Origin of the sequence: Streptomyces sp. NPDC048106, assembly GCF_040706415.1 — a bacterium.
Taxonomy (GTDB): Bacteria; Actinomycetota; Actinomycetes; order Streptomycetales; family Streptomycetaceae; genus Streptomyces.
In genome coordinates this window covers 62,519-85,485 of record NZ_JBEZND010000032.1, presented here as the reverse complement: position 1 = coordinate 85,485, position 22,967 = coordinate 62,519, and the positions used below count along the sequence as shown (strand labels likewise).

Annotated in this window: 19 protein-coding genes; 7 read left to right on the top strand and 12 right to left on the bottom strand. The window is 73.9% G+C overall.

Going from position 1 to position 22,967, the window contains the following annotated elements:
• Positions 1-41 precede the first annotated feature (41 nt).
• From nirD to AB0927_RS28230, 4 genes are read right to left on the bottom strand one after another with little or no spacing between them, the layout of a single operon-like run.
• Complete coding sequence (nirD, locus tag AB0927_RS28245) at positions 42-404, bottom strand: nitrite reductase small subunit NirD (protein WP_366670556.1); 363 nt, start codon at positions 402-404, stop codon at positions 42-44.
• The gene (nirB, locus tag AB0927_RS28240; protein ID WP_366670555.1) at positions 404-2,932 is read right to left on the bottom strand and encodes a nitrite reductase large subunit NirB; all 2,529 of its coding nucleotides are present in this window, start codon (positions 2,930-2,932) and stop codon (positions 404-406) included. The genes nirD and nirB overlap by 1 nt, the downstream gene beginning before the upstream one ends.
• Entirely contained in the window at positions 2,932-4,149 is a 1,218-nt protein-coding gene (locus tag AB0927_RS28235; protein WP_366670554.1) for an FAD-dependent oxidoreductase, read from the bottom strand. Before AB0927_RS28235 ends, nirB begins: the two co-directional genes overlap by 1 nt.
• Positions 4,146-6,245, bottom strand: a complete 2,100-nt coding sequence (locus AB0927_RS28230; RefSeq protein ID WP_366670553.1) for a molybdopterin oxidoreductase family protein — start codon at positions 6,243-6,245, stop codon at positions 4,146-4,148. Before AB0927_RS28230 ends, AB0927_RS28235 begins: the two co-directional genes overlap by 4 nt.
• A 191-nt stretch (positions 6,246-6,436) precedes the next feature.
• On the opposite strand from AB0927_RS28230, the gene AB0927_RS28225 reads away from it, so the two are divergent.
• A complete protein-coding gene (locus AB0927_RS28225) occupies positions 6,437-7,585 on the top strand; it encodes a uroporphyrinogen-III synthase (protein ID WP_366670552.1) in 1,149 nt (382 codons plus the stop codon).
• Positions 7,582-8,334, top strand: coding sequence for a CbiX/SirB N-terminal domain-containing protein (locus AB0927_RS28220; protein ID WP_366670551.1), 753 nt, complete (start codon positions 7,582-7,584; stop codon positions 8,332-8,334). Before AB0927_RS28225 ends, AB0927_RS28220 begins: the two co-directional genes overlap by 4 nt.
• Positions 8,335-8,391: 57 nt before the next feature.
• On the opposite strand, the gene AB0927_RS28215 is transcribed toward AB0927_RS28220, so the two are convergent.
• Positions 8,392-8,883 (bottom strand): macro domain-containing protein, encoded by a 492-nt coding sequence (locus AB0927_RS28215; protein ID WP_366670550.1) that lies wholly within the window; start codon positions 8,881-8,883, stop codon positions 8,392-8,394.
• Between the two features lie 42 nt (positions 8,884-8,925).
• Positions 8,926-10,392, bottom strand: coding sequence for an amino acid permease (locus AB0927_RS28210; RefSeq protein ID WP_366670549.1), 1,467 nt, complete (start codon positions 10,390-10,392; stop codon positions 8,926-8,928).
• A gap of 315 nt (positions 10,393-10,707) precedes the next feature.
• On the opposite strand from AB0927_RS28210, the gene AB0927_RS28205 reads away from it, so the two are divergent.
• A complete protein-coding gene (locus tag AB0927_RS28205; RefSeq protein ID WP_366670574.1) occupies positions 10,708-11,421 on the top strand; it encodes a MerR family transcriptional regulator in 714 nt (237 codons plus the stop codon).
• On the opposite strand, the gene AB0927_RS28200 is transcribed toward AB0927_RS28205, so the two are convergent.
• The 3 genes from AB0927_RS28200 to AB0927_RS28190 all read right to left on the bottom strand — a co-directional run bounded on the left by AB0927_RS28200 (position 11,407) and on the right by AB0927_RS28190 (position 16,062).
• Complete coding sequence (locus AB0927_RS28200; RefSeq protein ID WP_366670548.1) at positions 11,407-13,590, bottom strand: 3-hydroxyacyl-CoA dehydrogenase NAD-binding domain-containing protein; 2,184 nt, start codon at positions 13,588-13,590, stop codon at positions 11,407-11,409. The two genes, AB0927_RS28205 and AB0927_RS28200, sit on opposite strands and share 15 nt — an antisense overlap.
• 41 nt (positions 13,591-13,631) lie before the next feature.
• Positions 13,632-14,846: an acetyl-CoA C-acetyltransferase gene (locus tag AB0927_RS28195; protein ID WP_366670547.1), complete on the bottom strand. Its 1,215-nt coding sequence runs from the start codon at positions 14,844-14,846 to the stop codon at positions 13,632-13,634.
• 61 nt (positions 14,847-14,907) lie between these two features.
• Entirely contained in the window at positions 14,908-16,062 is a 1,155-nt protein-coding gene (locus AB0927_RS28190; RefSeq protein ID WP_366670546.1) for a CaiB/BaiF CoA-transferase family protein, read from the bottom strand.
• A gap of 217 nt (positions 16,063-16,279) precedes the next feature.
• Between AB0927_RS28190 and AB0927_RS28185 the strand changes: the two genes are divergently transcribed.
• The gene (locus tag AB0927_RS28185; RefSeq protein ID WP_366670545.1) at positions 16,280-17,464 is read left to right on the top strand and encodes a saccharopine dehydrogenase NADP-binding domain-containing protein; all 1,185 of its coding nucleotides are present in this window, start codon (positions 16,280-16,282) and stop codon (positions 17,462-17,464) included.
• Here AB0927_RS28185 and AB0927_RS28180 read toward each other — a convergent pair.
• Positions 17,436-18,158 (bottom strand): endonuclease V, encoded by a 723-nt coding sequence (locus tag AB0927_RS28180; protein ID WP_366670544.1) that lies wholly within the window; start codon positions 18,156-18,158, stop codon positions 17,436-17,438. The two genes, AB0927_RS28185 and AB0927_RS28180, sit on opposite strands and share 29 nt — an antisense overlap.
• Before the next feature lie 62 nt (positions 18,159-18,220).
• Positions 18,221-18,559 carry a plasmid stabilization protein gene (locus tag AB0927_RS28175; RefSeq protein ID WP_366670543.1) on the bottom strand — a complete coding sequence of 113 codons (339 nt, stop codon included), beginning with the start codon at positions 18,557-18,559 and terminating at the stop codon, positions 18,221-18,223.
• 303 nt (positions 18,560-18,862) lie between these two features.
• Here AB0927_RS28175 and AB0927_RS28170 point away from each other — a divergent pair, with 303 nt between their 5' ends.
• Entirely contained in the window at positions 18,863-19,276 is a 414-nt protein-coding gene (locus AB0927_RS28170; RefSeq protein ID WP_366670542.1) for an SsgA family sporulation/cell division regulator, read from the top strand.
• Between the two features lie 10 nt (positions 19,277-19,286).
• On the opposite strand, the gene AB0927_RS28165 is transcribed toward AB0927_RS28170, so the two are convergent.
• Positions 19,287-20,120, bottom strand: a complete 834-nt coding sequence (locus AB0927_RS28165; protein WP_366670541.1) for an isocitrate lyase/phosphoenolpyruvate mutase family protein — start codon at positions 20,118-20,120, stop codon at positions 19,287-19,289.
• A gap of 347 nt (positions 20,121-20,467) precedes the next feature.
• Here AB0927_RS28165 and AB0927_RS28160 point away from each other — a divergent pair, with 347 nt between their 5' ends.
• Positions 20,468-22,096, top strand: coding sequence for an ABC-F family ATP-binding cassette domain-containing protein (locus tag AB0927_RS28160; RefSeq protein WP_366670540.1), 1,629 nt, complete (start codon positions 20,468-20,470; stop codon positions 22,094-22,096).
• Positions 22,097-22,188: 92 nt separating this feature from the next.
• A complete protein-coding gene (ddaH, locus tag AB0927_RS28155) occupies positions 22,189-22,965 on the top strand; it encodes a dimethylargininase (protein WP_366670539.1) in 777 nt (258 codons plus the stop codon).
• Positions 22,966-22,967 lie beyond the last annotated feature (2 nt).

The following is a 22,967-nucleotide window of genomic DNA, read 5'->3' as shown; positions in this document are numbered from 1 at the left end:
GCGGGCGGATGCCGTGCGGGTGCGGGGCGCGGGGCGCGGGTTCAGCGGGCGGCGGGCGAGGCGACCCGCACCGGCCAGACCAGCAGCCGCGCCGGGGTGCCGTCGGGGGCGGTCTCCTCGTCCAGGCAGGAGCCGGTGCGCAGGTCGAAGGCCTGCTTGTACATGGGTGAGAAGACCACCGGCACGTCCCCGCGGCTGCCGGTGATGCCGCGGGAGAGGACGTAGGCGTCGCTGAAGGGGTCGTAGTTCTGCACGGCGTAGAGCCCGCCCGTGCGGTCCCGGAAGAGCGCGACCTGCTCGCCGTCAAGGAGCACGGCCACGCCGCGGCCGGGGAGCAGGTCGCCGTAGCGGCAGACGGTGTGCCATGCGCCCTCGTGGGCGAGCTGGATCTCGTCGGTGTGCATCAGGCGCGCACCTCCAGGCGCGGGCCGGCGATGCGGACCGGGCGGATCTGGCCGCGCTCGGGGGTGAAGCGCACGGCGGGGTCGGGGACGCCGGGGGCGTTGACGAAGGAGACGAAGCGGCTCAGCCGGTCGGGGTCGGCGAGGGTGGCGGCCCATTCGTCCTGGTAGGTCTCGGTGTGACGTCGCATGAGTTCGTCCAGGTCGTCGCAGATGCCGAGGGAGTCGTTCAGGACGACGTCCCGCAGGTGGTCCAGGCCGCCGTCGAGCCGCGCCACCCAGGGGGCGGTGCGCTCCAGCCGGTCGGCGGTGCGGATGTAGAACATCAGGAAGCGGTCGATGGTGCGGATCAGCGTGGGGCGGTCCAGATCCGAGGCGAGCAGGTCGGCGTGGCGCGGGGTCATGCCGCCGTTGCCGCCGACGTAGAGGTTCCAGCCCTCGGCGGTGGCGATCACCCCGAAGTCCTTGCTCTGCGCCTCGGCGCACTCGCGGGCACAGCCGGAGACGGCCGCCTTGATCTTGTGCGGGGAGCGCAGGCCGCGGTAGCGCAGCTCCAGTTCGATGGCGAGGCCGACCGAGTCCTGCACGCCGTAGCGGCACCAGGTCTCCCCCACACACGACTTCACGGTGCGCAGCGCCTTGCCGTAGGCGTGGCCCGACTCGAAGCCCGCGTCGACCAGGCGGCGCCAGATGCGCGGCAGGTCGTCGACGCGGGCGCCGAACATGTCGATGCGCTGACCGCCGGTGATCTTGGTGTAGAGGCCGAAGTCGCGGGCGATCTCGCCGATGGTGATCAGGCCCTCGGGGGTGATCTCGCCGCCGGGGACGCGCGGCACCACCGAGTACGAGCCGCCGCGCTGGATGTTGGCGAGGAAGTGGTCGTTGGTGTCCTGGAGCGCGGCCTGTTCGCCGTCGAGGATGTGGCCGTTCGCCAGGCCGGCGAGGATCGAGGCGACCGCCGGCTTGCAGATCTGGCAGCCCTCGCCGCTGCCGTGCTCGTCGATCAGCCGGGAGAAGCCGGTGATCCCCTTGACCCGGATGATCTCGTACAGCTCGGCGCGGGTCTGGGTGAAGTGCTCGCACAGGCCGCCGGCGGTGGCGACGCCGCGCTCGGCCAGTTCTTCGGAGACGATGGTGCCGAGCAGCTTCTCGCAACTGCCGCAGCCGGTACCGGCCCTGGTGCACTTCTTCACCTGGGCCACCGAGTCGCTGCCGTCGGCGACCGCCTGGCGGATGGTGGCCTTGCTGACGTTGTGGCAGGAGCAGACGATCGCCTCGTCTGGCAGCGGGGCCGGGCCCGCGCCGGCCTGGGCGGGCAGCAGCAGCCGCTCGGGCGGTACGGAGAGCGGGGCGCCGGCGAGCAGCGGGCGCAGGGTGGCGTAGTCGTCGGTGTCGCCGACGAGGACGCCGCCGAGGAGCCGCCCGTCGGCGCCGACGACCAGCTTCTTGTAGACCCCGGCACGGCTGTTGGCGTACACCACGTCGAGGGCGCCGTCGGTGGTGCCGTGCGCGTCGCCGAAGCTGGCGACGCCGACGCCGAGCAGCTTGAGCTTGGTCGAGGTGTCGCCGCCGGTGAACTCGCCCTCGTCTTCGAGGAGTCGACGGGCGGCGGTCTCGGCCATGGCGTAGCCGGGGGCGACCAGTCCGTAGACCCGGCCGTCGGCGGCCTGGGCGCATTCGCCGATGGCCCAGATGTGCGGGTCCTCGGTGCGGCAGGAGGCGTCCACGACGATGCCGCCGCGGGCGCCGACCGGCAGGCCGCACTCGCGTGCGAGCTGGTCGCGGGGGCGCACACCGGCGGAGAAGACGACCAGGTCGACGTCGAGTTCGGTGCCGTCGGACAGGGCCATCGAGCGCACCCGGCCGTCGGGTCCCGGCGTGATCGCCTCGGTGCCGGCGCCGGTGTGGACGGTGACGCCCAGTTCCTCGATCTTGCGGCGCAGCAGCTCTCCGCCGGCCTCGTCGACCTGGAGCGCCATCAGCCGGGGGGCGAACTCCACGACGTGGGTGCGCACTCCCAGCGCGCGCAGCGCGCCGGCCGCCTCCAGGCCGAGCAGGCCGCCGCCGACCACCGCGCCGGTCCGCGCCCGGGCCGCCTCCGCCTTGATCGCGGCGACGTCGTCCAGGGTGCGGTAGACGTGGCAGCCGCCGGCCTCGTGGCCGGGCACCGGCGGTACGAAGGGGTAGGAGCCGGTGGCGAGCACGAGGGCGTCGTAGCGGAGCGTGCGCCCGGCCGCCGTGGTGATCGTCCGGCGTTCCCGGTCGATGGCGGTCGCGGGCTCGCCGAGGCGCAGGTCGATGCCGTGCTCGGCGATGAACTCCGCGGGGCACATGGAGAGTTCGTCATCGGTCGTGCCGGAGAACCACGAGGTGAGGTGGACCCGGTCGTAGGCGGGGCGGGCCTCCTCGGCGAGGACGGTCACCCGCCAGCCGGGCCGGGGCTCTTCGTAGAACTTCTCCAGGAAACGCTGGCCGACCATGCCGTGTCCGATGAGGACCAGGTCGCGTCGGGGTGCGGTAGCGGAGTGCATCACGCGGCTCCTTCGGTGGTGAGCAGGTGGAGCGGATCGTCGGGGAGCGCTTCGTCGCACTCGTAGGCTCGGGTGAGGTCGCCGACCGTCGTGAGGTCGCCGAGGAGGATGCCGCCGACGAGCCGGTCGCCGCGCAGCACGAGCTTCTTGTAGGAGCCGTACGGCCCCCGGGTGGCGTCGGCGATGCGCAGCACGTCGGTGCCGGCCGCCTCGCCGGTCTCGCCGAACGCGGCGTATTCCAGCGGGCCCGCGGTCAGCCGGACCAGCGGCCGCGATCCGCCGTAGACGGCGTCCGGACCGGCGCCGGAGAGCCTCGCGGCGAGGACGTCGGCCTGGTCCCAGGCGGGGCCGGCGAGGCCGTGGGTGACGCCCGCGTGCTCGGCGCAGTCGCCGATCGCGAAGACGTGCGGGGCGTCGGCGGCGAGCCGGTCGTCCACCACGACGCCGTCGCGCACCGCGATCCCGGCGGCGTGGGCGAGCCCGGTGCGGGGGCGCACCCCGCAGGCGAGGACCACCAGGTCGGCTTCGAGCAGGTAACCGGTGGCGAGGCGGACGCCGGTGACCCGCGTGTCGCCGTCGAGGGCGCGGGCGCGGTTGCCGGGGTAGGTGTGCACGCCCAGCTCTTCGAGGGCGCCGCGCAGCGCGCCGCCCGCCCCCTCGTCGAGGTGGCGCTCGATCAGGTACGGGGCCTGGTGGACGATCTCGGTGGGCAGGCCGACCGCGGCGAGCGCCCGTGCGGCGCTCACCCCGAGCACCCCGCCGCCGATCACCACCGCGCGGGTGGCCCGCGCCGCGTCCTCGGCGAGCCGGGCGCAGTCGGCGAGGCTCCGGAAGGCGTGGACGCCGGCCTTCAGGCCGCCCTCGGCGGTGCGCAGGCCCCGGATCGGCGGCAGCACCGGGTTGGCCCCGGTGGCGAGCACCAGTTCGTCGTAGCCGCTCTCCTCGCCGCCCGCCAGCGTCAGTGTGCGGGACCGCACGTCCACCGCGACGACCTCGCGTCCGGTGCGCACGGCGACCTGCGGGGCGCCGCAGGGCAGAGCGACGGCGGTGGCGCCGAGGCGGCCGGTGAGCACGTCGGCGAGGAGCGTGCGGTTGTACGGGCGGTGCGGCTCGGCGCCGTACAGCGTCACGCCGTCCCCTCGGCCCCGTTCGACGAGTTGCTGCGCCAGGCGGGCCGCCGCCATCCCGGCGCCCACCACGGCGATCCGCCCGCTCACCGGCCGGCCTTCGCACGCTCGACACGAACCGCGCACACCTTGAACTCCGGCATCCGCGACACCGGGTCGAGGGCGGGGTGGGTGAGGGAGTTGACGCGGCCGGGACCCGGCCAGTGGAAGGGGACGAAGACCGTGTCGGAGCGGATGCCCGGGGTGATACGCGCCGGGGCGGTGGCGCGGCCGCGGCGGGTGGTCAGGACGAGCGGGTCGCCGTCGGCGACGCCGAGCCGCTCGGCGAGGCGGGGGTGCAGCTCCACGAAGGGTCCGGGCGCGGCCTGCTGCAGCTCCGGCACCCGCCGGGTCTGCGCGCCGCTCTGGTACTGGGCGAGCACCCGCCCGGTCGTCAGCCGCAGCGGGTAGTCCGCGTCCGGCTCCTCCGCGGCCGGCCGGTGCGAGACGGCGGCGAACCGGGCCCGCCCGTCCGGCGTGGCGAAGCGGTCGAGGAACGGCCGGGGCGTGCCGGGGTGGTCCTCGGCCGGGCACGGCCAGAAGACGCCGTCCTCCGCGCGGACGCGCTCGTAGGTGATGCCCGCGTAGTCGGCGGGGCCGCCCGCCGAGGCGGCGCGCAGCTCTTCGAAGACCTCCCGCGGGTCCTCGGAGAAGCCGCGCCGCACGCCGAGCCGGTCGGCCAGCCCGCGCAGCACGTGCAGGTCGGTGCGGACGCCCTCGGGCGGAGCGAGCGCCGCCTCGCGCAGCAGGACGCGGCCCTCCAGGTTGGTCACCGTGCCGGTCTCCTCCGCCCACTGGGCGACCGGCAGGACGACGTCGGCCAGCTCGGCGGTCTCCGACAGCACCACGTCGCTGACGGCGAGGAAGTCCAGCTCCCGCAGCCGGGCGGTGACGTGGGCCGCGTTGGGTGCCGAGACCACCGGGTTGGAGCCCATCAGCAGCAGGGCCCGCACCCCGCCCGGCTGCCCGAGGCCGTCGAGCATCTCGTAGGCCGAGCGGCCCGGTCCGGGCAGGGTGTCCGGGTCGACGCCCCACACGGCGGCGACGTGGGCGCGGGCGGCGGGGTCGGTGAGGGACCGGTAGCCGGGCAACTGGTCGGACTTCTGGCCGTGTTCGCGGCCGCCCTGGCCGTTGCCCTGGCCGGTGAGGCAGCCGAAGCCGGAGCCGGGGCGGCCCGCCTTGCCGGTGGCGAGGCACAGGTTGATCCAGGCGGCCACGGTGTCGGTGCCCTTGCTGTGCTGTTCGGCCCCGCGCGCGGTGAGCACGATCCCGGTGGCCGCCCGCGCGAACCAGCCGGCCACCTCGCGCAGCACCGGCACCGGGACGCCGGTCAGCCGCTCGACCCGCTCCGGCCAGTGCGCCATGGCGGCGGCCCTGGCCTGCTCGAACCCGGTGGTGCGGGCGGCGATGAACGCCTCGTCCGTCAGCCCCTCGGCGATCACCACGTGCAGCAGGCCGAGCGCGAGCGCCAGATCGGTGCCGGGCACCGGCTGCACATGCAGGTCGGCGAGGTCGGCGGTGCGGGTGCGGCGCGGGTCGACGACGATCAACCGGCCGCCGTTCTCCCTGAGTTCGCGCAGGTGGCGGACGGCCGGCGGCATCGTCTCGGCCGGGTTGCCGCCGACCAGCAGCACGCACTCGGCGCGGGAGACGTCGGCCAGCGGGAACGGCAGGCCGCGGTCGAGACCGAAGGCGCCCTTGAGCGCGGCGGCCGCCGAGGACATGCAGAACCGGCCGTTGTAGTCGATGTTCGCGGTGCGCAGCACCACCCGGGCGAACTTGCCCAGCAGGTACGCCTTCTCGTTGGTGAGCCCGCCCCCGCCGAACACACCGGCCGCGTCCCGCCCGTGGCGCCGCCCGGCGTCCGCGAGCCCCGCGGCCACCCGGTCGAGCGCCTCCTCCCAGGACGCCTCGCGCAGCCCGCCGGCGTCCCGCACCAGCGGCGCCGTCAGACGGGCGCCGGGGGCGAGCAGCCGGGCCGCGGTGCGCCCCTTGCCGCACAGCGCGCCCCGGTTGACCGGGAACGCCGGCCGCTCCAGCACCTCCAGCGGTGTGCTGTCCGTCCCGCTGGTGCGTGCCAGCCGCATGCCGCACTGCAACGCGCAGTACGGACAGTGGGTGTCCACGGCTGTGGTGGTCGTCGTCATGCCGTCGAGCGTCGCCAGCGCGCGTTTCGCCACCGGGTCGGCCGTGTTGCGCCCGCGGTAAGGCTGTCTCACACCGCCGGCGGCACGGGGTGAGGTCACCGACATCTTCCGTAACACGCGTGGACACCCGCTTACGCCGCCGTGACATGCGGGCAACCGGCCCGCAACGAGGCTGGCGGATGTTGAACGGCATGGCAACGGGCACCGACACAGGCGGCATGGCGGCACGGCGGGCCGGTCCGCTGACCGGGTTCACGATCGGCGTGACCGCCACGCGCCGCCGCGAGGAGCTGACGGCACTGCTGGAGCGGCGCGGCGCCCGGGTGGTGCAGGCGCCCACGATGCGCATCGTCCCGCTCGGCGACGACACCGCGCTGCGCAAGGCCACCGAGCGCTGCCTCGCGGGGCCGCTCGACTACGTCGTCGCCACCACCGGCGTGGGCTGGCGCGGCTGGATGAGCGCCGCCGACGGCTGGGGCATCGGCGGGCGGCTCGCCGCGGCCTGCCGGGCGTCGGTGGTGCTCACGCGGGGCCCCAAGGCCACCGGCGCGGTGCGGGCGAGCGGCCTGGACGAGGCGTTCTCGCCGCGTTCCGAGGCCAACGACGAGCTGCTCACCTGGCTGCTCGCCCGCCCGCTCGACGGCCGCCGGATCGCCGTGCAGGAGCACGGCGTGCCGCTGGACGGCTTCGCCGCCGCCCTGCGCGAACGCGGCGCCGAGGTGATCGAGGTGCCGGTCTACCGCTGGGGCCCGCCGGACGATCCGGAGGCGGTGCGCCGCCTCGTCGAGCTGACCGTCCGGCGCGAGCTGCACGCCCTGGCCTTCACCAGCGCGCAGGCGATCGAGGCGCTGCTGGCCGGCGCGGACGGCGTCGACCGGCGCGCGGAGGTGCTCGACGCCCTGCGCGGTGACGTGCTCGCGGTCTGCGTGGGGCCGGTGTGCGCCCGGCCGCTGCGCGAACTCGGCGTCGAGCCGGTCTGGCCGGAGCGCGGCCGGCTCGGCGCGCTGGTGCGCACCCTCGCCGAGGCGCTGCCGGACAGGATGCGCCGGGAACTGGTGTACGAGGGACGGCAGGTGGTGCTCCAGGGCAGCGCGGTACTCACCGACGACACGCGGATCACGCTGCCGCCGGTGCTCGCCGCGGTCCTGCGGGCCCTCGCCGAGCGGCCGGGCCATGTGCTCAGCCGCGCCGAGCTGCTGCGCCGCGTGTGGCTGGCGGACCGCGCCGACGAGCACGCCGTGGACGCCGCGATCGCCCGCCTGCGCGCCGCGCTCGGCCCCCACTCCGCCCTGGTGCGGACGGTGCCCAAGCGCGGCTACCGGCTGGCGGTGACGGTGTGAGCGACGCGGAAGCGCGGGCGGCGAGCGAGGACCCGGTCCTGGTCGCCGTCGGCCACGGCAGCAGGGGTCCGGGGCACGAGCGTACGGTCGGCCGGCTCGTCGACGCCGTACGGCGGCTGCGGCCGGGGCTGCGCGTCGAGACGGGCTGGCTCGACCTGGTGCGGCCGCCGCTCGCCGAGGTGCTGGCGGGGCTCGACGGCCCCGCGGTCCTGGTGCCCCTGCTGCTCGGCACCGGCTACCACGTGCGCGTCGACATCCCCGCGGTGGTGGCGGCCGCGCCGGACGCCCGGGCCCGGGTGGCCCGCGCCCTCGGCCCGCACCCCCTGCTCGCCGACGCCCTGTGCGACCGGCTGGTGGAGGCGGGCTGGACCCCGGGCGGCGCCGTGGTGCTGGCCGCGGCCGGTTCGACGGACCCGGGTGCCAACGAGGACACCGCGCGGATGGCCCGGCTGCTCGCGCGGCGGCTCGGCGCTCCCGTGGTGCCGTCGTACCTGTGCGCCGGCTCGCCGACCCCCGCCGAGGCGGTGGCCGGGCTGCGGCGGCGCGGCCACGACCGGGTCGCGGTGGCCCGCTACCTGATGGCCCCCGGCTTCTTCGGCGACCGGGCCGCCGCGGCGGGCGCCTGCCTCACCGCACCCCCGCTCGGCGCGCACGACTCGGTCGCCCGACTGGTACTGCGCCGCTACGACGACGCGACGACCGACCTCACGGCCCCCGCACCGCCGGCCCGGCAGACCACGTCGCACTGAGGACCGCGAGCCCCGTGGTGCACGGCCGGATCGGCCCGGCGCTCACCGGGACCCGCCTCAGTGCCCGGCCTGGTCCCCGTGGTCGTACACCGTGACCGCTATCCCCCGCCCGGCCAGTCGCTCGGTGACGAGCGGCCCTATGCGGGCCCATGTGCCGCCGGCCAGGCCGCAGCCTATGCGGGGCATGTGCACGGAGGCGCCGAGGGCGAGGGCCCGGTCGGCGAGGCGGGCGAGGGCGGTGTCGATCGCCTCGTAGCGCACCGGGACGCCCTTGCCGCCGGTTCTGATGCCGCGCTGGCCGACCATGTTGGCCACCCAGGTGCGCGGCTCGACCTGGACGAGCTGGATCGCGCCCAGTTGGAAGTCGTTGTGCGCACGGTCGCGGTGCCAGGCGCGGTAGGCGGTCTCCGGTTCCGACCAGCGGCGGGAGAGGGCGAGGACGAAGCCCCTGCCCCAGCCGCCGACGTCGTTGCAGACATGGGCGATGATCCTGGGGCCCTCGGCCGACGGGGCGGTGGCGTCGCCCCGGACGAATGTGATCTCCGGCATGACGCCACCGTAAGGGCGGCCACTGACAGTGGCGCCGAGCCGCTACTTCGTCAGCTCGGACAGTTCCTGGTCCGTGCCGGCGTTCACGCGGCGGCGGACGCCGAACCAGCCGGCGACGAGCATGACGGCGAGCACCGGGATGAGCAGCAGGGTCTTGCGGCCGACCTCGTGGTCGTCCCACATCATGCCGAGGCAGACCAGCAGGAAGGCGATCGTGGCGATCTCGGTGACCGGGGAGAACTTGAGCTGGAAGTGCGGCCGGGTCACCAGACCCGCGCGGGCCCGGCGGACGAAGATCGCGTGGCAGATCATGATGATCACCCAGGTGCTGATGATGCCGAGCGAGGCGACGTTCAGCACGATCTCGAAGGCCTGGCTGGGCACGAGGTAGTTCAGGCCGACGCCGAGGACGCAGATGCCGCAGGTCAGCAGGATGCCGCCGTAGGGCACCTGGCTGCGGCTCATCACCCGGGTGAACTTGGGCGCGGAGCCCGCCATGGCCATGGAGCGCAGGATGCGGCCGGTGGAGTAGAGGCCGGAGTTCAGCGAGGACATCGCGGCGGTGAGGACCACGAGGTTCATCACGTCGCCGGCCGCCGGGATGCCGATCTTGGACAGGACGGTCACGAACGGGCTCTGGTCGGCGGAGTACACCGAGCCGGGCAGCAGCAGGGCGAGGAGGACGACCGAGCCGACGTAGAACAGGCCCACGCGCCACATGATCGAGTTCACCGCGCGCGGGACGACCTTCTCCGGCCGCTCGGTCTCACCGGCGGCGACGCCGACCAGTTCGAGCGCGGCGTACGCGAAGATCACGCCCTGCATGACGAGGACGACCGGCATCATGCCGTGCGGGAAGACGCCGCCGTGGTCGCTGATGAGGTTCAGACCGGGCGTGTAGCCGTCGACGTGGTGCTGGGTGGCCAGCAGGAAGATGCCGATGAACATGAAGCCCACCAGGGTGGCGACCTTGATGATCGCGAACCAGAACTCCATCTCGCCGAAGATCTTCACCGAGATCAGGTTCACGGTGAGCACCACGGCGAGCGCGATCAGCGCCAGCACCCACTGCGGGATGGGCGTGAAGAAGCTCCAGTAGTGCGTGTAGAGCGCGATCGCGGTGATGTCGGCGATGCCGGTGGTCGACCAGTTCAGGAAGTACATCCAGCCGGCGACGTAGGCGCCCTTCTCGCCGAGGAACTCGCGCGCGTACGACACGAAGGATCCGGAGGAGGGCCGGTACAGGACCAGCTCGCCGAGGGCGCGCACCACGAAGAAGGCGAAGACGCCGCAGACCAGGTAGGCCAGGGCGAGGGCGGGACCCGCGTTGTGCAGGCGCCCTCCGGCGCCGAGGAACAGGCCGGTGCCGATGGCGCCGCCGATGGCGATCATGTTGACGTGGCGGGCCTTGAGGTCCTTGCTGTAGCCGGCGTCGCCCGCGTCCGCGGGCCTTGGCGCCGTCTGCGTACGAGCGGCGGCCTGTGCCGATTCCACGACTTCCTTGCTCACGGGTGGTACCACTTCCTGGTGCGCCCGGACCTCATGAGCCCGGGGGTCGTGCAGGGCTTGGCCCGCACCACCCGGATGGTCGCGGTACAGACCAAGCCTGCAGCTTCCCAGACATGCCGGGTCATATGCGATGGCCCACATCACAGAGCGTTACTTCTCACACGATCCGCCCAGCGTCCACATGATGTTCACCACGCTGCGTACACGAGGGGTCGGAGCGGCCCCGGCCAGGGCTCCGCACGGGCGGGCCGGACGAGCCGCGCGACGGCGGCCGACGGGTTTCACAGTAGTGGTGTGACAGCGATACTGCTGCACATGACGACCGATGCCGGGGAGATGAGCCTCACCGTCGACGAGCTGGCCGCGCGCGCGGGGGTGACGGTGCGGACCGTGCGGTTCTACGGGAGCAAGGGCCTGCTGCCCCCGCCGGTGATCGGGCCCCGACGGGTCGGGCGGTACGGGGCGGGACACGTGGCGCGCCTGGCGTTGATCGAGGAGTTGCAGCGGCAGGGGATGACGCTGGCGGCGATCGAGCGGTACCTGGGACAGCTTCCGTCCGATCTGTCCGCCCACGACCTGGCCATCCACCGGGCCGTGGTCGCCTCCTGGGCGCCGGACGCCGTGGAGACGGTCTCGCGCGCCGAGCTGGAGCGGCGGGCGGGGCGGGTGCTGGCCGACGAGGAACTGGAGCGGCTGGGCGCCTCGGGGGTCCTCGTCGCGGACGGCGAGGACGGCTTCCGGGTCGACTCCGGACTGCTGCGGCTCGGGCTCGAACTGCTCGACGTGCCGTTGTCCCAGGGCACGATCCTCGCGGCGCGCGAGGTGCTCATGGAGCACTCGCGCGCCGCGGCCCGTGAGCTGGCCCGGCTCTTCCGCGGCGAGGTGGCCGAGCGGGACACCCGCGATGTGCGGGACCTGTCGGCACACATCCACCCGCTGGTGGTGCAGGCGCTGCTGACCACGTTCCAGCGCTCGCTGCGGGAAGAGCTGAGCGAGCTGCTCAGCGGGGAGGGATCAGGAGGCGGCTGAGTCCGTGAAGGACTCGCCCCGGTCCGCCTTCTCCACCAGCAGCGCCGGCGGCTCGAACCGCTCGCCGTAGGTCTCGGCGAGTTCCCGGGCGCGGGCCACGAAGCCGGGCAGGCCGCCCTCGTAGCCGTTGATGTACTGGAGCACGCCGCCGGTCCAGGCCGGGAAGCCGATGCCGAGGATGGAGCCGATGTTGGCGTCGGCCACCGAGGTCAGCACGCCCTCCTCCACCAGGCGCACGGTGTCGAGCGCCTCGGAGAAGAGCATCCGCTCCTGCATGTCCTTGAACGGGATCTCGTACCCGGCCTTGGTGAAGTGCTCGCGCAGGCCCGGCCAGAGCCCGGCGCGCTTGCCGTCCTCGGCGTAGTCGTAGAAGCCGGCGCCGCCGCTGCGGCCGGGACGCCCGAACTCGTCGATCATGCGGTCGATGACGGCCTCGGCCGGGTGTCCGGCCCAGGTGCCGCCGGCCTCCTCGACGGCCCGCTTCGTCTCGCCCCGGATCTTGCGCGGGAGGGTCAGCGTCAGCTCGTCCATCAAGGAGAGCACCTTGGCCGGGTAGCCGGCCTGGGCGGCGGCCTGCTCCACGGAGGCGGGCTCGATGCCCTCGCCGACCATGGCGACGCCCTCGTTGATGAACTGGCCGATCACCCGGGAGGTGAAGAAGCCGCGCGAGTCGTTGACGACGATCGGCGTCTTGTTGATCTGCCGGACCAGGTCGAAGGCGCGGGCCAGGGCCTCGTCGCCGGTGCGCTCGCCCTTGATGATCTCGACCAGCGGCATCTTGTCGACCGGCGAGAAGAAGTGCAGACCGATGAAGTCGCCCTGGCGCTCGACGCCCTCGGCGAGGGTGGTGATGGGCAGGGTGGAGGTGTTGGAGCACAGCAGCGCGTCGGGGGCGACGACGGACTCGATCTCCTGGAACACCTTGTGCTTGAGCGTGGTGTCCTCGAAGACGGCCTCGATCACCGCGTCGCAGCCGGCGACGTCCGCGGCGTCCCCGGTCGGCGTGATCCGGGCGAGCAGCGCGTCCGCCTTCTCCTGGGTGGTGCGGCCCCGGGCGACGGCCTTGGCGCACAGCTTCTCGGAGTAGCCCTTGCCCTTGAGCGCGGCCTCCAGGGAGACGTCCTTCAGGACGACCTCGATGCCCGCGCGGGCGCACGAGTAGGCGATGCCCGCGCCCATCATGCCGGCGCCGAGCACGGCCACCTTGCGGACCTGGCGGGGCTCGACGCCCTTGGGCCGGTTGGCGCCGGAGTTGACGGCCTGGAGGTCGAAGAAGAACGCCTGCATCATGTTCTTCGCGGTCTGCCCGGTGACCAGCTCGGTGAAGTAGCGGGTCTCGATGGTGATCGCGGTCGCGAAGTCGACCTGGGAGCCCTCGACCGCCGCGGCCATGATGTTGCGCGGCGCCGGGTAGGGCGCGCCGTTCGTCTGCTTGCGCAGGTTGGCCGGGAAGGCGGGCAGGTTGGCGGCGAACTTCGGGTTGGCCGGGGTGCCGCCCGGGATCCGGTAGCCCGGGACGTCCCAGGGCTGCTGGGACTCGGGGTGGGCGTCGATGAAGGCGCGGGCCTTGGCCAGCATCTCCTCGGGCGTCTCGGCCACCTCGTGGACCAGGCCGTTCTCCAGGGCGCGCCGCGGGTTGTACTGGGTGCCCTGGAGCAGCACCTTGAGCAGCGCGTCGGTGATGCCCATCAGGCGCACGGTACGGGTGACGCCGCCGCCCGCGGGCAGCAGGCCGAGGGTGACCTCCGGCAGGCCGATCTTGGAGCCGGGGGCGTCCAGGGCGACGCGGTGGTGGGAGGCGAGGGCGATCTCGTAACCGCCGCCCAGGGCCGCGCCGTTGATGGCGGCGACGACCGGCTTGCCGAGGGTCTCGATGCGGCGCAGCGCGTTCTTGATCGCGGTCGCGGTGTCGAAGACGGCCTGGGCGTCCTCGGGGCGGGCCTGGATCATCTCCTTGAGGTCGCCGCCCGCGAAGAAGGTCTTCTTGGCGGAGGTGTAGATGATGCCCCGGATGGAGTCCTTCTCGGCCTCGGCGCGGTCCGCGATCGCCTGGATGGAGGCCTTGAACGCCTGGTTCATGGTGTTCGCGGACTGGTTGGGGTCGTCCAGGACCAGGGTGACGACACCGGTGTCGTCCTGCTCCCAGCGGATGGTGGTGCTTTCGGTCATGACAGTCGTCTCCGTTGAAGTCGCTTGGTTCCGCTGGGAGTTCAGATGCGCTCGATGATGGTGGCGATGCCCATGCCGCCGCCCACGCACAGGGTGGCGAGGCCGTAGCGCTTGTCCTGGCGCTCCAGTTCGTCGATGAGGGTGCCGAGGATCATGGCGCCGGTGGCGCCGAGCGGGTGGCCGAGGGCGATGGCGCCGCCGTTGACGTTGACCTTGTCCAGCGACAGGCCCATGTCGTCGACGAAGCGCAGCACGACGGCGGCGAACGCCTCGTTGATCTCGACCAGGTCGATGTCGTCGATGGTGAGGCCGGCCTTGGCGAGGGCCTTGCGGGTGGCGGGCGCGGGGCCGGTGAGCATGATGGTGGGCTCGGAGCCGGAGACGGCGGCGGAGACGATCCGCGCGCGCGGGGTGAGGCCGTAGCGCTCGCCGACCTCCTTGGAGCCGATCGCGACGAGCGAGGCGCCGTCCACGATGCCGGAGGAGTTGCCCGCGTGGTGGACGTGGTCGATCTTCTCCACCCAGTGGTACTTCTGCAGCGCCACCGCGTCGAAACCGCCGAGTTCGCCGATGTCGGCGAAGGACGGCTTGAGCTTCGCGAGGGAGTCGGCGGTGGTGCCGGGGCGCGGGTGCTCGTCGCGGTCGAGGACGACCAGGCCCGCGCGGTCCTTGACCGGGACCACCGAGCGGGCGAAGCGGCCCTCCTTCCAGGCGTTGACGGCGCGCTCCTGGGACAGGGCCGCGTACTCGTCCACGTCCCGGCGGGTGAAGCCGCCGAGGGTGGCGATCAGGTCGGCGCCGATGCCCTGCGGCACGAAGTTGACGTCGAGGTTGGTCATCGGGTCGTTGAACCAGGCGCCGCCGTCGGACGCCATCGGGACCCGGGACATCGACTCCACGCCGCCCGCGAGGACCATGTCCTCCCAGCCGGAACGGACCTTGGCGGCGGCCAGGTTGACGGCCTCCAGGCCCGAGGCGCAGAAGCGGTTCTCCTGCACGCCCGCGACGGTGTCCGGCAGGCCGGCGGCGATGGCGGCGATGCGGGCGATGTCGGAGCCCTGATCGCCGACGGGGCCGACGACGCCGAGCACGATGTCGTCGATGGCGGCCGGGTCCAGGTTCGGGAAGCGGTCGCGGATCTCGTGGATGAGGCCGACGACCAGGTCGATGGGCTTGGTGCCGTGCAGGGCGCCGTTCGCCTTGCCGCGGCCGCGCGGGGTGCGGATCGCGTCGTACACGTACGCTTCGGTGCTCACTGGGATGCCTTTCGGGAGGGTCGGCCGAGCGGTTCGGACGCGCGGCGATGGGTCGGGGGGCTCAGTCGGCGGCCGGGGTCGGCCGGTCGTCGCCCGCGCGTGCGGGCAGGCCCCAGTCCCGGACCACGGCCGCCGCGTCGGCGCCGGGCAGCGCGGGTCCGGTGCGGACGGCGGTGGGGGTGGCGGAGAAGCGGGGCGCGGGGGCGGGCTGGGTGATGCCGGAGTGGTCGGTGAAGGTGCCGCGGGCGGCCAGGTGCGGGTGGTGCGGGGCCTCGCGCAGCGACAGTACGGGGGCGACGCAGGCATCGGAGTCCGCGAACAGGGCGGTCCACTCCTCGCGGGTACGGCCGCGGAAGCGGGCGGCGACGGCGGCGCGCAGTTCGGGCCAGCGGGTGAGGTCGGCGCGGGCGTCCTGGAGGTCGTCCAGGCCCAGCAGGCGCAGGAACTCCGCCGAGAACCGCTCCTCCAGGGCGCCGACCGCCATGGCGCCGCCGTCGGCGGTCTCGTAGGTGCCGTAGTAGGGGCAGCCGCCGTCCAGGAGGTTGGCGCCGCGCCGGTCCTGCCAGGCGCCGGCGGACAGCATGCCGTGGATCATGGCGGACAGGTGGGCGGTGCCGTCCACGATGGCGGCGTCCACGACCTGACCGGTGCCGGTGGCGCGCGCGTGGTGCAGGGCGGCGAGAACGCCGACGACCAGGTAGAGCGAGCCGCCCGCGTAGTCGCCGAGGAGGTTGGCGGGGACGGCCGGGGGTTCGCCGGGGCGGCCGATCATGCCGAGGGCGCCGGTGAGCGCGATGTACGACACGTCGTGGCCCGCGCGCTCGGCGAGGGGGCCGTCCTGGCCCCAGCCGGTCATCCGGCCGTAGACCAGGCGGGGGTTGCGGGCGTGACAGTCGCCGGGGCCGACGCCGAGACGCTCGGCGACGCCCGGCCGGTAGCCCTCGACGAGGACGTCGGCGCGCTCGGCGAGGTCCAGGACGCGCGCGGCGCCGTCCGGCGACTTGAGGTCGACCACGATCGAGCGCTTGTTGCGGTTGGTGACGTCATGGGCGGGGTCGATGCCGAGACCGGGGCCGCCCGGCCGGTCCACGCGGACCACGTCGGCGCCGAGGTCGGCGAGGAGCATGGCGGCGAACGGGCCCGGCCCGATGCCGGCCAGCTCCACCACGCGCACGCCGCCGAGCGGGCCCCGCGCTGCTGGTGCCGCGGTGTTCATGCCGTCCCCCAAGCGTGTGACACAACTGATGTAACACCGGTGATGCTATGAACGTGTTCCATCCGGCACAAGCCCTGAACGAGCAAGCGCTTAGCCAAGTGCCCATCCGGCCGAAAATCACCCGGTCGCCTCGGCACCCACTCCTCACGCTAGCCTCGCCCCGACAGCGGCGCGGGCTGCGCGCCCCCGGGGGTGTCATGAGCAGGCGAGGTGGGTCATGAACGGGCTGGACCGTCCCTACGACGTGGTGCTCTACGGAGCGACGGGCTTCGTCGGCACCCTCACCGCGGAGTACCTGGCGGCGCACGCGCCGACGGGCCTGCGCTGGGCGATCGCCGGTCGCGACGAGGTGCGGCTGCGGCGCCTGCGGGACCGGCTGCGGGAGCGGTGGCCCGCCGGCGGCGCGGGCGTCGGCGTGCTGCGCGCCGACGCGTCCGAACGGGACGGGCTGCGCGAGCTCGCCGGGCGGACGCGGGTGGTGGCCACGACCGTCGGGCCCTACCTCCGCCACGGCGAGGGGCTCGTCGCCGCCTGCGCGGACGCCGGGACCGACTATCTGGACCTCACCGGTGAGCCGGAGTTCGTGGACCTCATGTACGTGCGGCACGACGCCCGCGCGCGGGAGACCGGCGCGCGCCTGGTGCATGCCTGCGGATTCGACTCCGTGCCGCACGATCTGGGCGCCTACTTCACGATCCGGCAACTGCCGGAGGGGGTGCCGCTGCGGGTGGACGGCTATGTGACCGCCGACGCGGCGTTCTCCGGCGGCACCCTGGCCTCCGCGCTCGACCAGTTCGCCCGCGGGCGGCGGATGCTGGCCGCCGCCCGGGACCGGGCCCGGCACGAGCCGCGGCTGCACGGGCGCCGGGTGAGCGCGCCGGCGGGGGCGCCCCGGTTCGCCCCGGAGGTCGGCGCGTGGGCGGTGCCGCTGCCCACCATCGACCCGCGGATCGTGAGCCGTTCGGCACGGGCCCTGGACCGGTACGGCCCCGACTTCCGCTACCGGCACTTCGCCGCGGTCCGCCGGCTGCCGGTCGCGCTCGGCGGGGTGGCCGCGGCCGGCGCGGCGATGGCCGCCGCCCAGCTTCCGCCCGTGCGCCGGTGGCTGTCCGGCCGGCTCAGGCCGGGCGAGGGACCCAGCGCGGAGAAGCGGGCCAGGAGCTGGTTCACGGTCCGCTTCGTCGGCGAGGGCGGCGGGCGCCGCGTCTACACCGAGGTCAAGGGCGGCGACCCCGGCTACGACGAGACCGCCAAGATGTTCGCCGAGGCCGCGCTCTGCCTCGCCCTCGACGACCTGCCGCCGACGTCGGGCCAGGTGACGACCGTCCAGGCGATGGGCGACGCGCTGACGGGGCGGCTGCGGGCGGCCGGCATCACCTTCCGGGTGGCGGCGCGGCGGTGACGCCCGGCCCCGTCGCCTCCTTGAGCGCCCTGCGGCACAGGCCGTCCGCGTGGCGGGTGGTCTCGGGGAGGCGGTAGGCGGGGGTGAGGGCCAGGGTGTGGGCGAGGGCGTTGGCCAGGCTCACCCGGTGGCCGCTGGAGACGAAGACGGGTTTGACGGCGTCGCGGGTGCGCAGCGCGCGGCCCACCTCCTCGGCGCCGGCGAGCAGGGGCGACGAGCTGCCGCGGGCCGGGGCCGGGTCCTCGTAGGTGAAGGTGAAGGGGTTCTTGGCGACGCCGATGGCGGGCAGGCCGGTGAGGACGCCCAGGTGGCTCGCCAGGCCGAAGCGGCGGGGGTGGGCCAGGCCGTAGCCGTCGCACACCACCAGGCCGGGCGGGCAGGGCAGCGAGTCGAGGGCGGCCAGGACCGCGGGGAGCTCGCGGAAGGCGAGCAGGCCGGGGACGTAGGGGAAGGACACCCGGCCGACGGCGGTCGACTCGGCGACGACCTCCAGGGTGGCGGCGTCCAGGACGACGGCCGCCGCGGCGACCAGGTCGCGCTCGTCGTCGTAGGCCACGTCGACCCCGGTCACCCGGCCCGTCCCCGGCGGTGGGCCGGGCTCGTCGCGCACCACCCGGCCGCGCAGCTCGTCCTGGACCGCGCGGGCCTCCTCCTCGGTCGTGGGCCAGCCCGCCGGTACCCCTACGGTCGTCATGACGGCCGACTGTACGACCCCCGCCGGACCGCCCCGCCGCCGGGTCGGTCCGGGGGGCCGCGTCAGCCCTTCTTGGCGTTCAGCGCGCGCTGCAACTCGTCCTTGTTCATGTGCGAGCGGCCCTCGATGCCGCGCTGCCTCGCCTCGTTGTACAACTGGTCGCGGGTCGGGCCCTGGGAGCCGACCCGGTTGCCCGACCGCTGACCGCCTCGCTTGCCGGACGACATGTCCTGGGTCGAACTGCGGCTCGCGGTCCTCGACTCGCCGGAACGGGCGCGTTCCTTGTTGACGGTCCGCGCGGCGATCTCCTTGGCGCGTCCCTCGCTCTCGCCCCGGTCCTGTGCGCTCTCCTTGATGTGCTCGTACTGGCGTTCGCGCTTGGGGCTGGAACCGGCTGGCATGATCACTCCTTTCCCGCGAAGGCGGTACGGCTCCCTCGCGGCACCGCACGAGTACCCGGCTCCCGGCGCGCCTACCTCACGTTCCGGCCGGGTACCGGGGTGTCGGAGCGCGGCCGGCCGGGCGGGGTGCCGGTCGCCGTCCGGCGGGCCAACTCCCGTACGGGACAAGGGAGACCAGGCGTGCATGAACGCGGTGACCGAGGTCACTCGTCCCCCAGGTGCACGCCCGGGCCCGTTCCGTCGTCTCACCCGGTGCCGGGAGTCACCGGGCCGCAAGTCCAGCCGTCACGAGGGAGCAAGGCGTTGTCCACCGTCATCGAGCAGCCCGTAGAGGCCCGCCTCGTCGCCGCCGCACCGCGCATGCCGAACATTCCCGCCACGCTGCGCTACGACCGCTGCGACCCGTTCGCCGTGCGGATGACCTTCCCGGCCCCGGCCACCCTGGCGGGCGTCGAGGTCTGCTGGACCTTCGCCCGCGACCTGCTCGCCGCCGGGCTCCTGGCCCCCGAGGGCCAGGGCGACGTCCGGGTGCGGCCGTACGGCTACGACCGCGTCGTGCTGGAGTTCCACGCCCCGGAGGGCACCGCCGTCGTCCATGTGCGCGCGGGCGAGATACGGCGCTTCCTGGAGGCGGCCGGCGAACTGGTGCCCCTCGGGCTCGAACACCTCCAGCTCGACCTGGACCACCAGCTCGCCGAACTGATGCGGGGCGCCTGAGGGGCGGGGCTCAGGGGCGCCCGGACAGCGCGTTCAGCTCCCCGTAGTCGTACCCGCCGGCCAGGGCCTCGTACGTCCCCTCGCGCAGCAGTTCGCGGGCGGCCCGGCGGACCAGCGCGTGGGCGGCCTGGGCGAGTCCGGCGCCCGCGCTGATCCGGGCGACGCCGAGCGCGGCCAGCTCCGCGACGGCCGGGGCACCCGGGGCGACCATCACGTTCAGCGGGCCGTCGACGCCCGCGACCAGCTCCTTCACCGTCTCCGGGTCGACGGCCCCGGGGACGAACACGCCGTCGGCCCCGGCGGCGCGGAAGGCGGCGGCGCGTTCCAGGGTGCGGTCCACTCCCCCGGCGCCGCGCAGGAACGTGTCGATGCGCGCGTTGACGAACAGCGGCACGCCCTCGGCGTCGGCGGCCTCACGGGCGGCCGCGATCCGCTCGGCCTGCTCGCCGACGGCCCGCAGCGGCTCGCCGTCCGGCTCGTACCGGGCGTCCTCGATGTTGACGCCGACCGCGCCCGCGGCGAGCACGGCCCGCACGGTGCCGGCGACCCCGGCCGGGTCCGGGGCGTAGCCGCCCTCGATGTCGGCACTGACCGGCACCCGCACGGCGGCGGTGATGCGGGCGACGGCGGCCAGGGCGCGGTCCCGGTCGAGCTGGTCGCCGTCGGCCGCGCCGAGCGCCCAGGCGAGCCCGGCGCTGGTGGTGGCGACGGCCGCGGCGCCCGCCTCCTCGATGACGGCGGCGCTGACCGCGTCCCAGGCGTTCGGCAGGACCAGCGGCCGGCCGGGGACGTGCAGGGCGCGGAAGGCGAGGGCGGTGTCGTACAGGGGATGCGAAGACTTCATGGCCCCAGCCAAGCAGCGGGGGCGGCCGGGGCGCTGGCAGGAATCCGACATGGGCGTCGGGGGCGCCGGGCACCCCGTCGGTAAATGCTTTGACTCCGGTCGGCGGTGCTCCTAGCGTTTACCCCGGTTCTGTTGCCGTCGATCGGAGAAGGACGTTGCTCGTCTGAGGTTCGGAGACCCCGCGTCGCACCGGTGAGGTGTGCGTGGCGTACGACCCTCGGCGTCCGAGCCGTCCTCCGGCACAGGCCGTTCCTCTTCTCACGGCCTCCGGGTGATCCACCGGTTTCCCGCCCCGCGGTGTCTCCAGACGCGTCCGCGAAACGCACCCATCCCCCCGCGAGGCATCCATGTCATCTTCGTCTTCCTCCTCCCTCACCTGTACGTCCCTGTCCTTCGCCTGGCCCGACGGCACCACCGTGTTCGACGGGCTCGACCTCTCCTTCGGCCCCGGCAGGACCGGGCTCGTCGGCGTCAACGGTTCGGGGAAGTCCACCCTGCTGAAGCTGCTGGCCGGCGAACTCGTGCCGGCCGACGGCACCGTCAAGGTCACCGGAGAGGTCGGCTACCTCCCGCAGAACGTCACCCTGGACACCGCGCTCCGCGTCGACCAGGCCCTCGGCATCGCCGGGCAGCGGGCCGCGCTGCACGCCATCGAGGCGGGCGACGTGGCCGAGCGGCACTTCGAGACGGTCGGCGACGACTGGGACGTCGAGGAGCGCTCCCTGGTCACCCTGGGCGAACTCGGCCTGGGCCACATTGGCTTGGACCGCACGGTCGGTGAAGTGTCCGGCGGCGAGTCGGTGTTGCTCCGGCTGGCCTCGCTGCTGCTGCGGCGCCCGGACGCGCTGCTCCTGGACGAGCCCACCAACAACCTCGACCTGTACGCGCGCCGCCGCCTCCACCAGGCCGTCGCCGCCTGGCCCGGCGTGCTGGTCGTGGTCAGCCATGACCGTGAACTCCTCGAACTCGTCGACCGGATCGCGGAACTGCGCTCCGGCGAGGTCGCCTGGTACGGCGGCAACTTCTCGGCCTACGAGGAGGCACTGGCCGTCGAACAGGAGGCGGCCGAACGGATGGTGCGGGCCGCCGAGAACGATGTGCGCAAGCAGAAACGCGAACTGGCCGACGCACACGTCAAGTTGGCCCGGCGCAAGCGGTACGGACAGAAGATGTGGGAGTCCAGGCGCGAGCCGAAGATCGTGATGGGCGCCCGTAAACGCGCCGCCCAGGAGTCGGCGGGCAAGCACCGCATCATGCACGAGGAACGCCTCGCCGAGGCCAAGGAGCGCCTGGACGACGCGGTGGAGGCGGTGCGGGACGAGGACGAGATCCGCGTCGACCTGCCGTACACCGCCGTGCCGCCCGGCCGGCAGGTGCTCACCCTGGAGAACCTGGCGATGGCGTACGGGGCGCGGATCAACGGGATTTTCGATCTGCGCGGCCCGGAGCGGATCGCGCTGGTCGGGCGCAACGGCGCGGGCAAGACGACGCTGCTGCGCACGGTCGCCGGTCAGCTGGCGCCGAGGGCGGGCACGGCCACCGCGCACGTCCCGCTGCGGTTCCTGCCCCAGCGGCTGGACGTGCTGGACGACGAGCTGACGGTCGCCCAGAACGTGGCCCGGTTCGCGCCGGGCGCCACCAACAACCGGGTCCGCGCCCGCTTGGCCCGCTTCCTGTTCCGGGGCGCGCGCGCCGACCAGCAGGCGGCCACCCTGTCCGGCGGCGAGCGCTTCCGGGCCGCGCTGGCCGCGCTGATGCTGGCCGAGCCGGCACCCCAGTTGCTCCTGCTGGACGAGCCGACCAACAACCTCGACCTGGCGAGCGTGCGGCAGCTCACCTCGGCCCTGGCGTCGTACGAGGGCGCGCTGCTGGTGGCCAGCCACGACCTGCCGTTCCTGGAGTCGATCGGCATCACCCGCTGGCTGCTGATGGCGGACGGGGAGCTGCGGGAGATCGCGCCGGAGGAGGTCGGTTGAGGGTTTGGTGCCGGCCGCGTCGGACTGCATGATGGCGGACCGGCGCCGCGCACGCGGCGCAGGCACCGCAATCCCGACCCGAAAGGCCCGTCGTGCCCAGCAAGAAGGCCCTCGTCCGCCGCCCGAGTCCGCGTCTGGCCGAAGGTTTGGTGACGCACATCGAGCGGGAGCCGGTCGACGTCGGGCTCGCCACCGAGCAGTGGGAAGCGTACGTCGAGGCGCTGCGGGCGCACGGCTGGGAGACGTTCGAGGTCGAACCGGCCGACGACTGCCCGGACTCGGTGTTCGTGGAGGACACCGTCGTCGTGTTCCGCAACGTCGCGCTGATCACCCGGCCGGGAGTCGCGTCCCGCCGCCCGGAGACCGCGGGCGTGGAGGAGGCGGTGGCCGGCCTGGGCTGCTCGGTGAACTGGGTCTGGGAGCCGGGCACCCTGGACGGCGGCGACGTCCTGAAGGTCGGCGACACGCTCTACGTCGGCCGGAGCGGGCGGACCGACGCGGCCGGGGTACGGCAGGTGCGGGCCGCGTTCGAGCCGCTGGGCGCCCGGGTGGTGGCCGTACCGGTGAGCAAGGCGCCGCATCTGAAGTCGGCGGTGACCGCGCTGCCGGACGGCACCGTCATCGGGCACATCCCGAAGGTGGACCGGCCCTCGCTGTTCCCCCGCTTCCTCTCCGTTCCCGAGGAGTCCGGCGCGCACGTGGTGCTGCTCGGCGGGCACAAGCTGCTGATGGCGGCGAGCGCCCCGAGGACCGCCGAACTGCTGACCGACCTCGGCCATGAGGTGGTCACGGTGGACATCGGCGAGTTCGAGAAGCTGGAGGGCTCGGTGACGTGCCTGTCCGTACGGCTGCGGGAGCTGTACGCCTGACC

Coding starts and splice junctions, on each gene's coding strand:
- nirD (WP_366670556.1), bottom strand. CDS start 404: ATGCACACCGACGAGATCCAGCTCGCCCACGAGGGCGCATGGCACACC.
- AB0927_RS28205 (WP_366670574.1), top strand. CDS start 10,708: ATGACGACCGATGCCGGGGAGATGAGCCTCACCGTCGACGAGCTGGCC.
- AB0927_RS28190 (WP_366670546.1), bottom strand. CDS start 16,062: ATGAACACCGCGGCACCAGCAGCGCGGGGCCCGCTCGGCGGCGTGCGC.
- AB0927_RS28175 (WP_366670543.1), bottom strand. CDS start 18,559: ATGCCAGCCGGTTCCAGCCCCAAGCGCGAACGCCAGTACGAGCACATC.
- AB0927_RS28185 (WP_366670545.1), top strand. CDS start 16,280: ATGAACGGGCTGGACCGTCCCTACGACGTGGTGCTCTACGGAGCGACG.
- AB0927_RS28180 (WP_366670544.1), bottom strand. CDS start 18,158: ATGACGACCGTAGGGGTACCGGCGGGCTGGCCCACGACCGAGGAGGAG.
- nirB (WP_366670555.1), bottom strand. CDS start 2,932: ATGCACTCCGCTACCGCACCCCGACGCGACCTGGTCCTCATCGGACAC.
- AB0927_RS28215 (WP_366670550.1), bottom strand. CDS start 8,883: ATGCCGGAGATCACATTCGTCCGGGGCGACGCCACCGCCCCGTCGGCC.
- AB0927_RS28160 (WP_366670540.1), top strand. CDS start 20,468: ATGTCATCTTCGTCTTCCTCCTCCCTCACCTGTACGTCCCTGTCCTTC.
- AB0927_RS28225 (WP_366670552.1), top strand. CDS start 6,437: ATGGCAACGGGCACCGACACAGGCGGCATGGCGGCACGGCGGGCCGGT.
- AB0927_RS28165 (WP_366670541.1), bottom strand. CDS start 20,120: ATGAAGTCTTCGCATCCCCTGTACGACACCGCCCTCGCCTTCCGCGCC.
- AB0927_RS28230 (WP_366670553.1), bottom strand. CDS start 6,245: ATGACGACGACCACCACAGCCGTGGACACCCACTGTCCGTACTGCGCG.
- AB0927_RS28200 (WP_366670548.1), bottom strand. CDS start 13,590: ATGACCGAAAGCACCACCATCCGCTGGGAGCAGGACGACACCGGTGTC.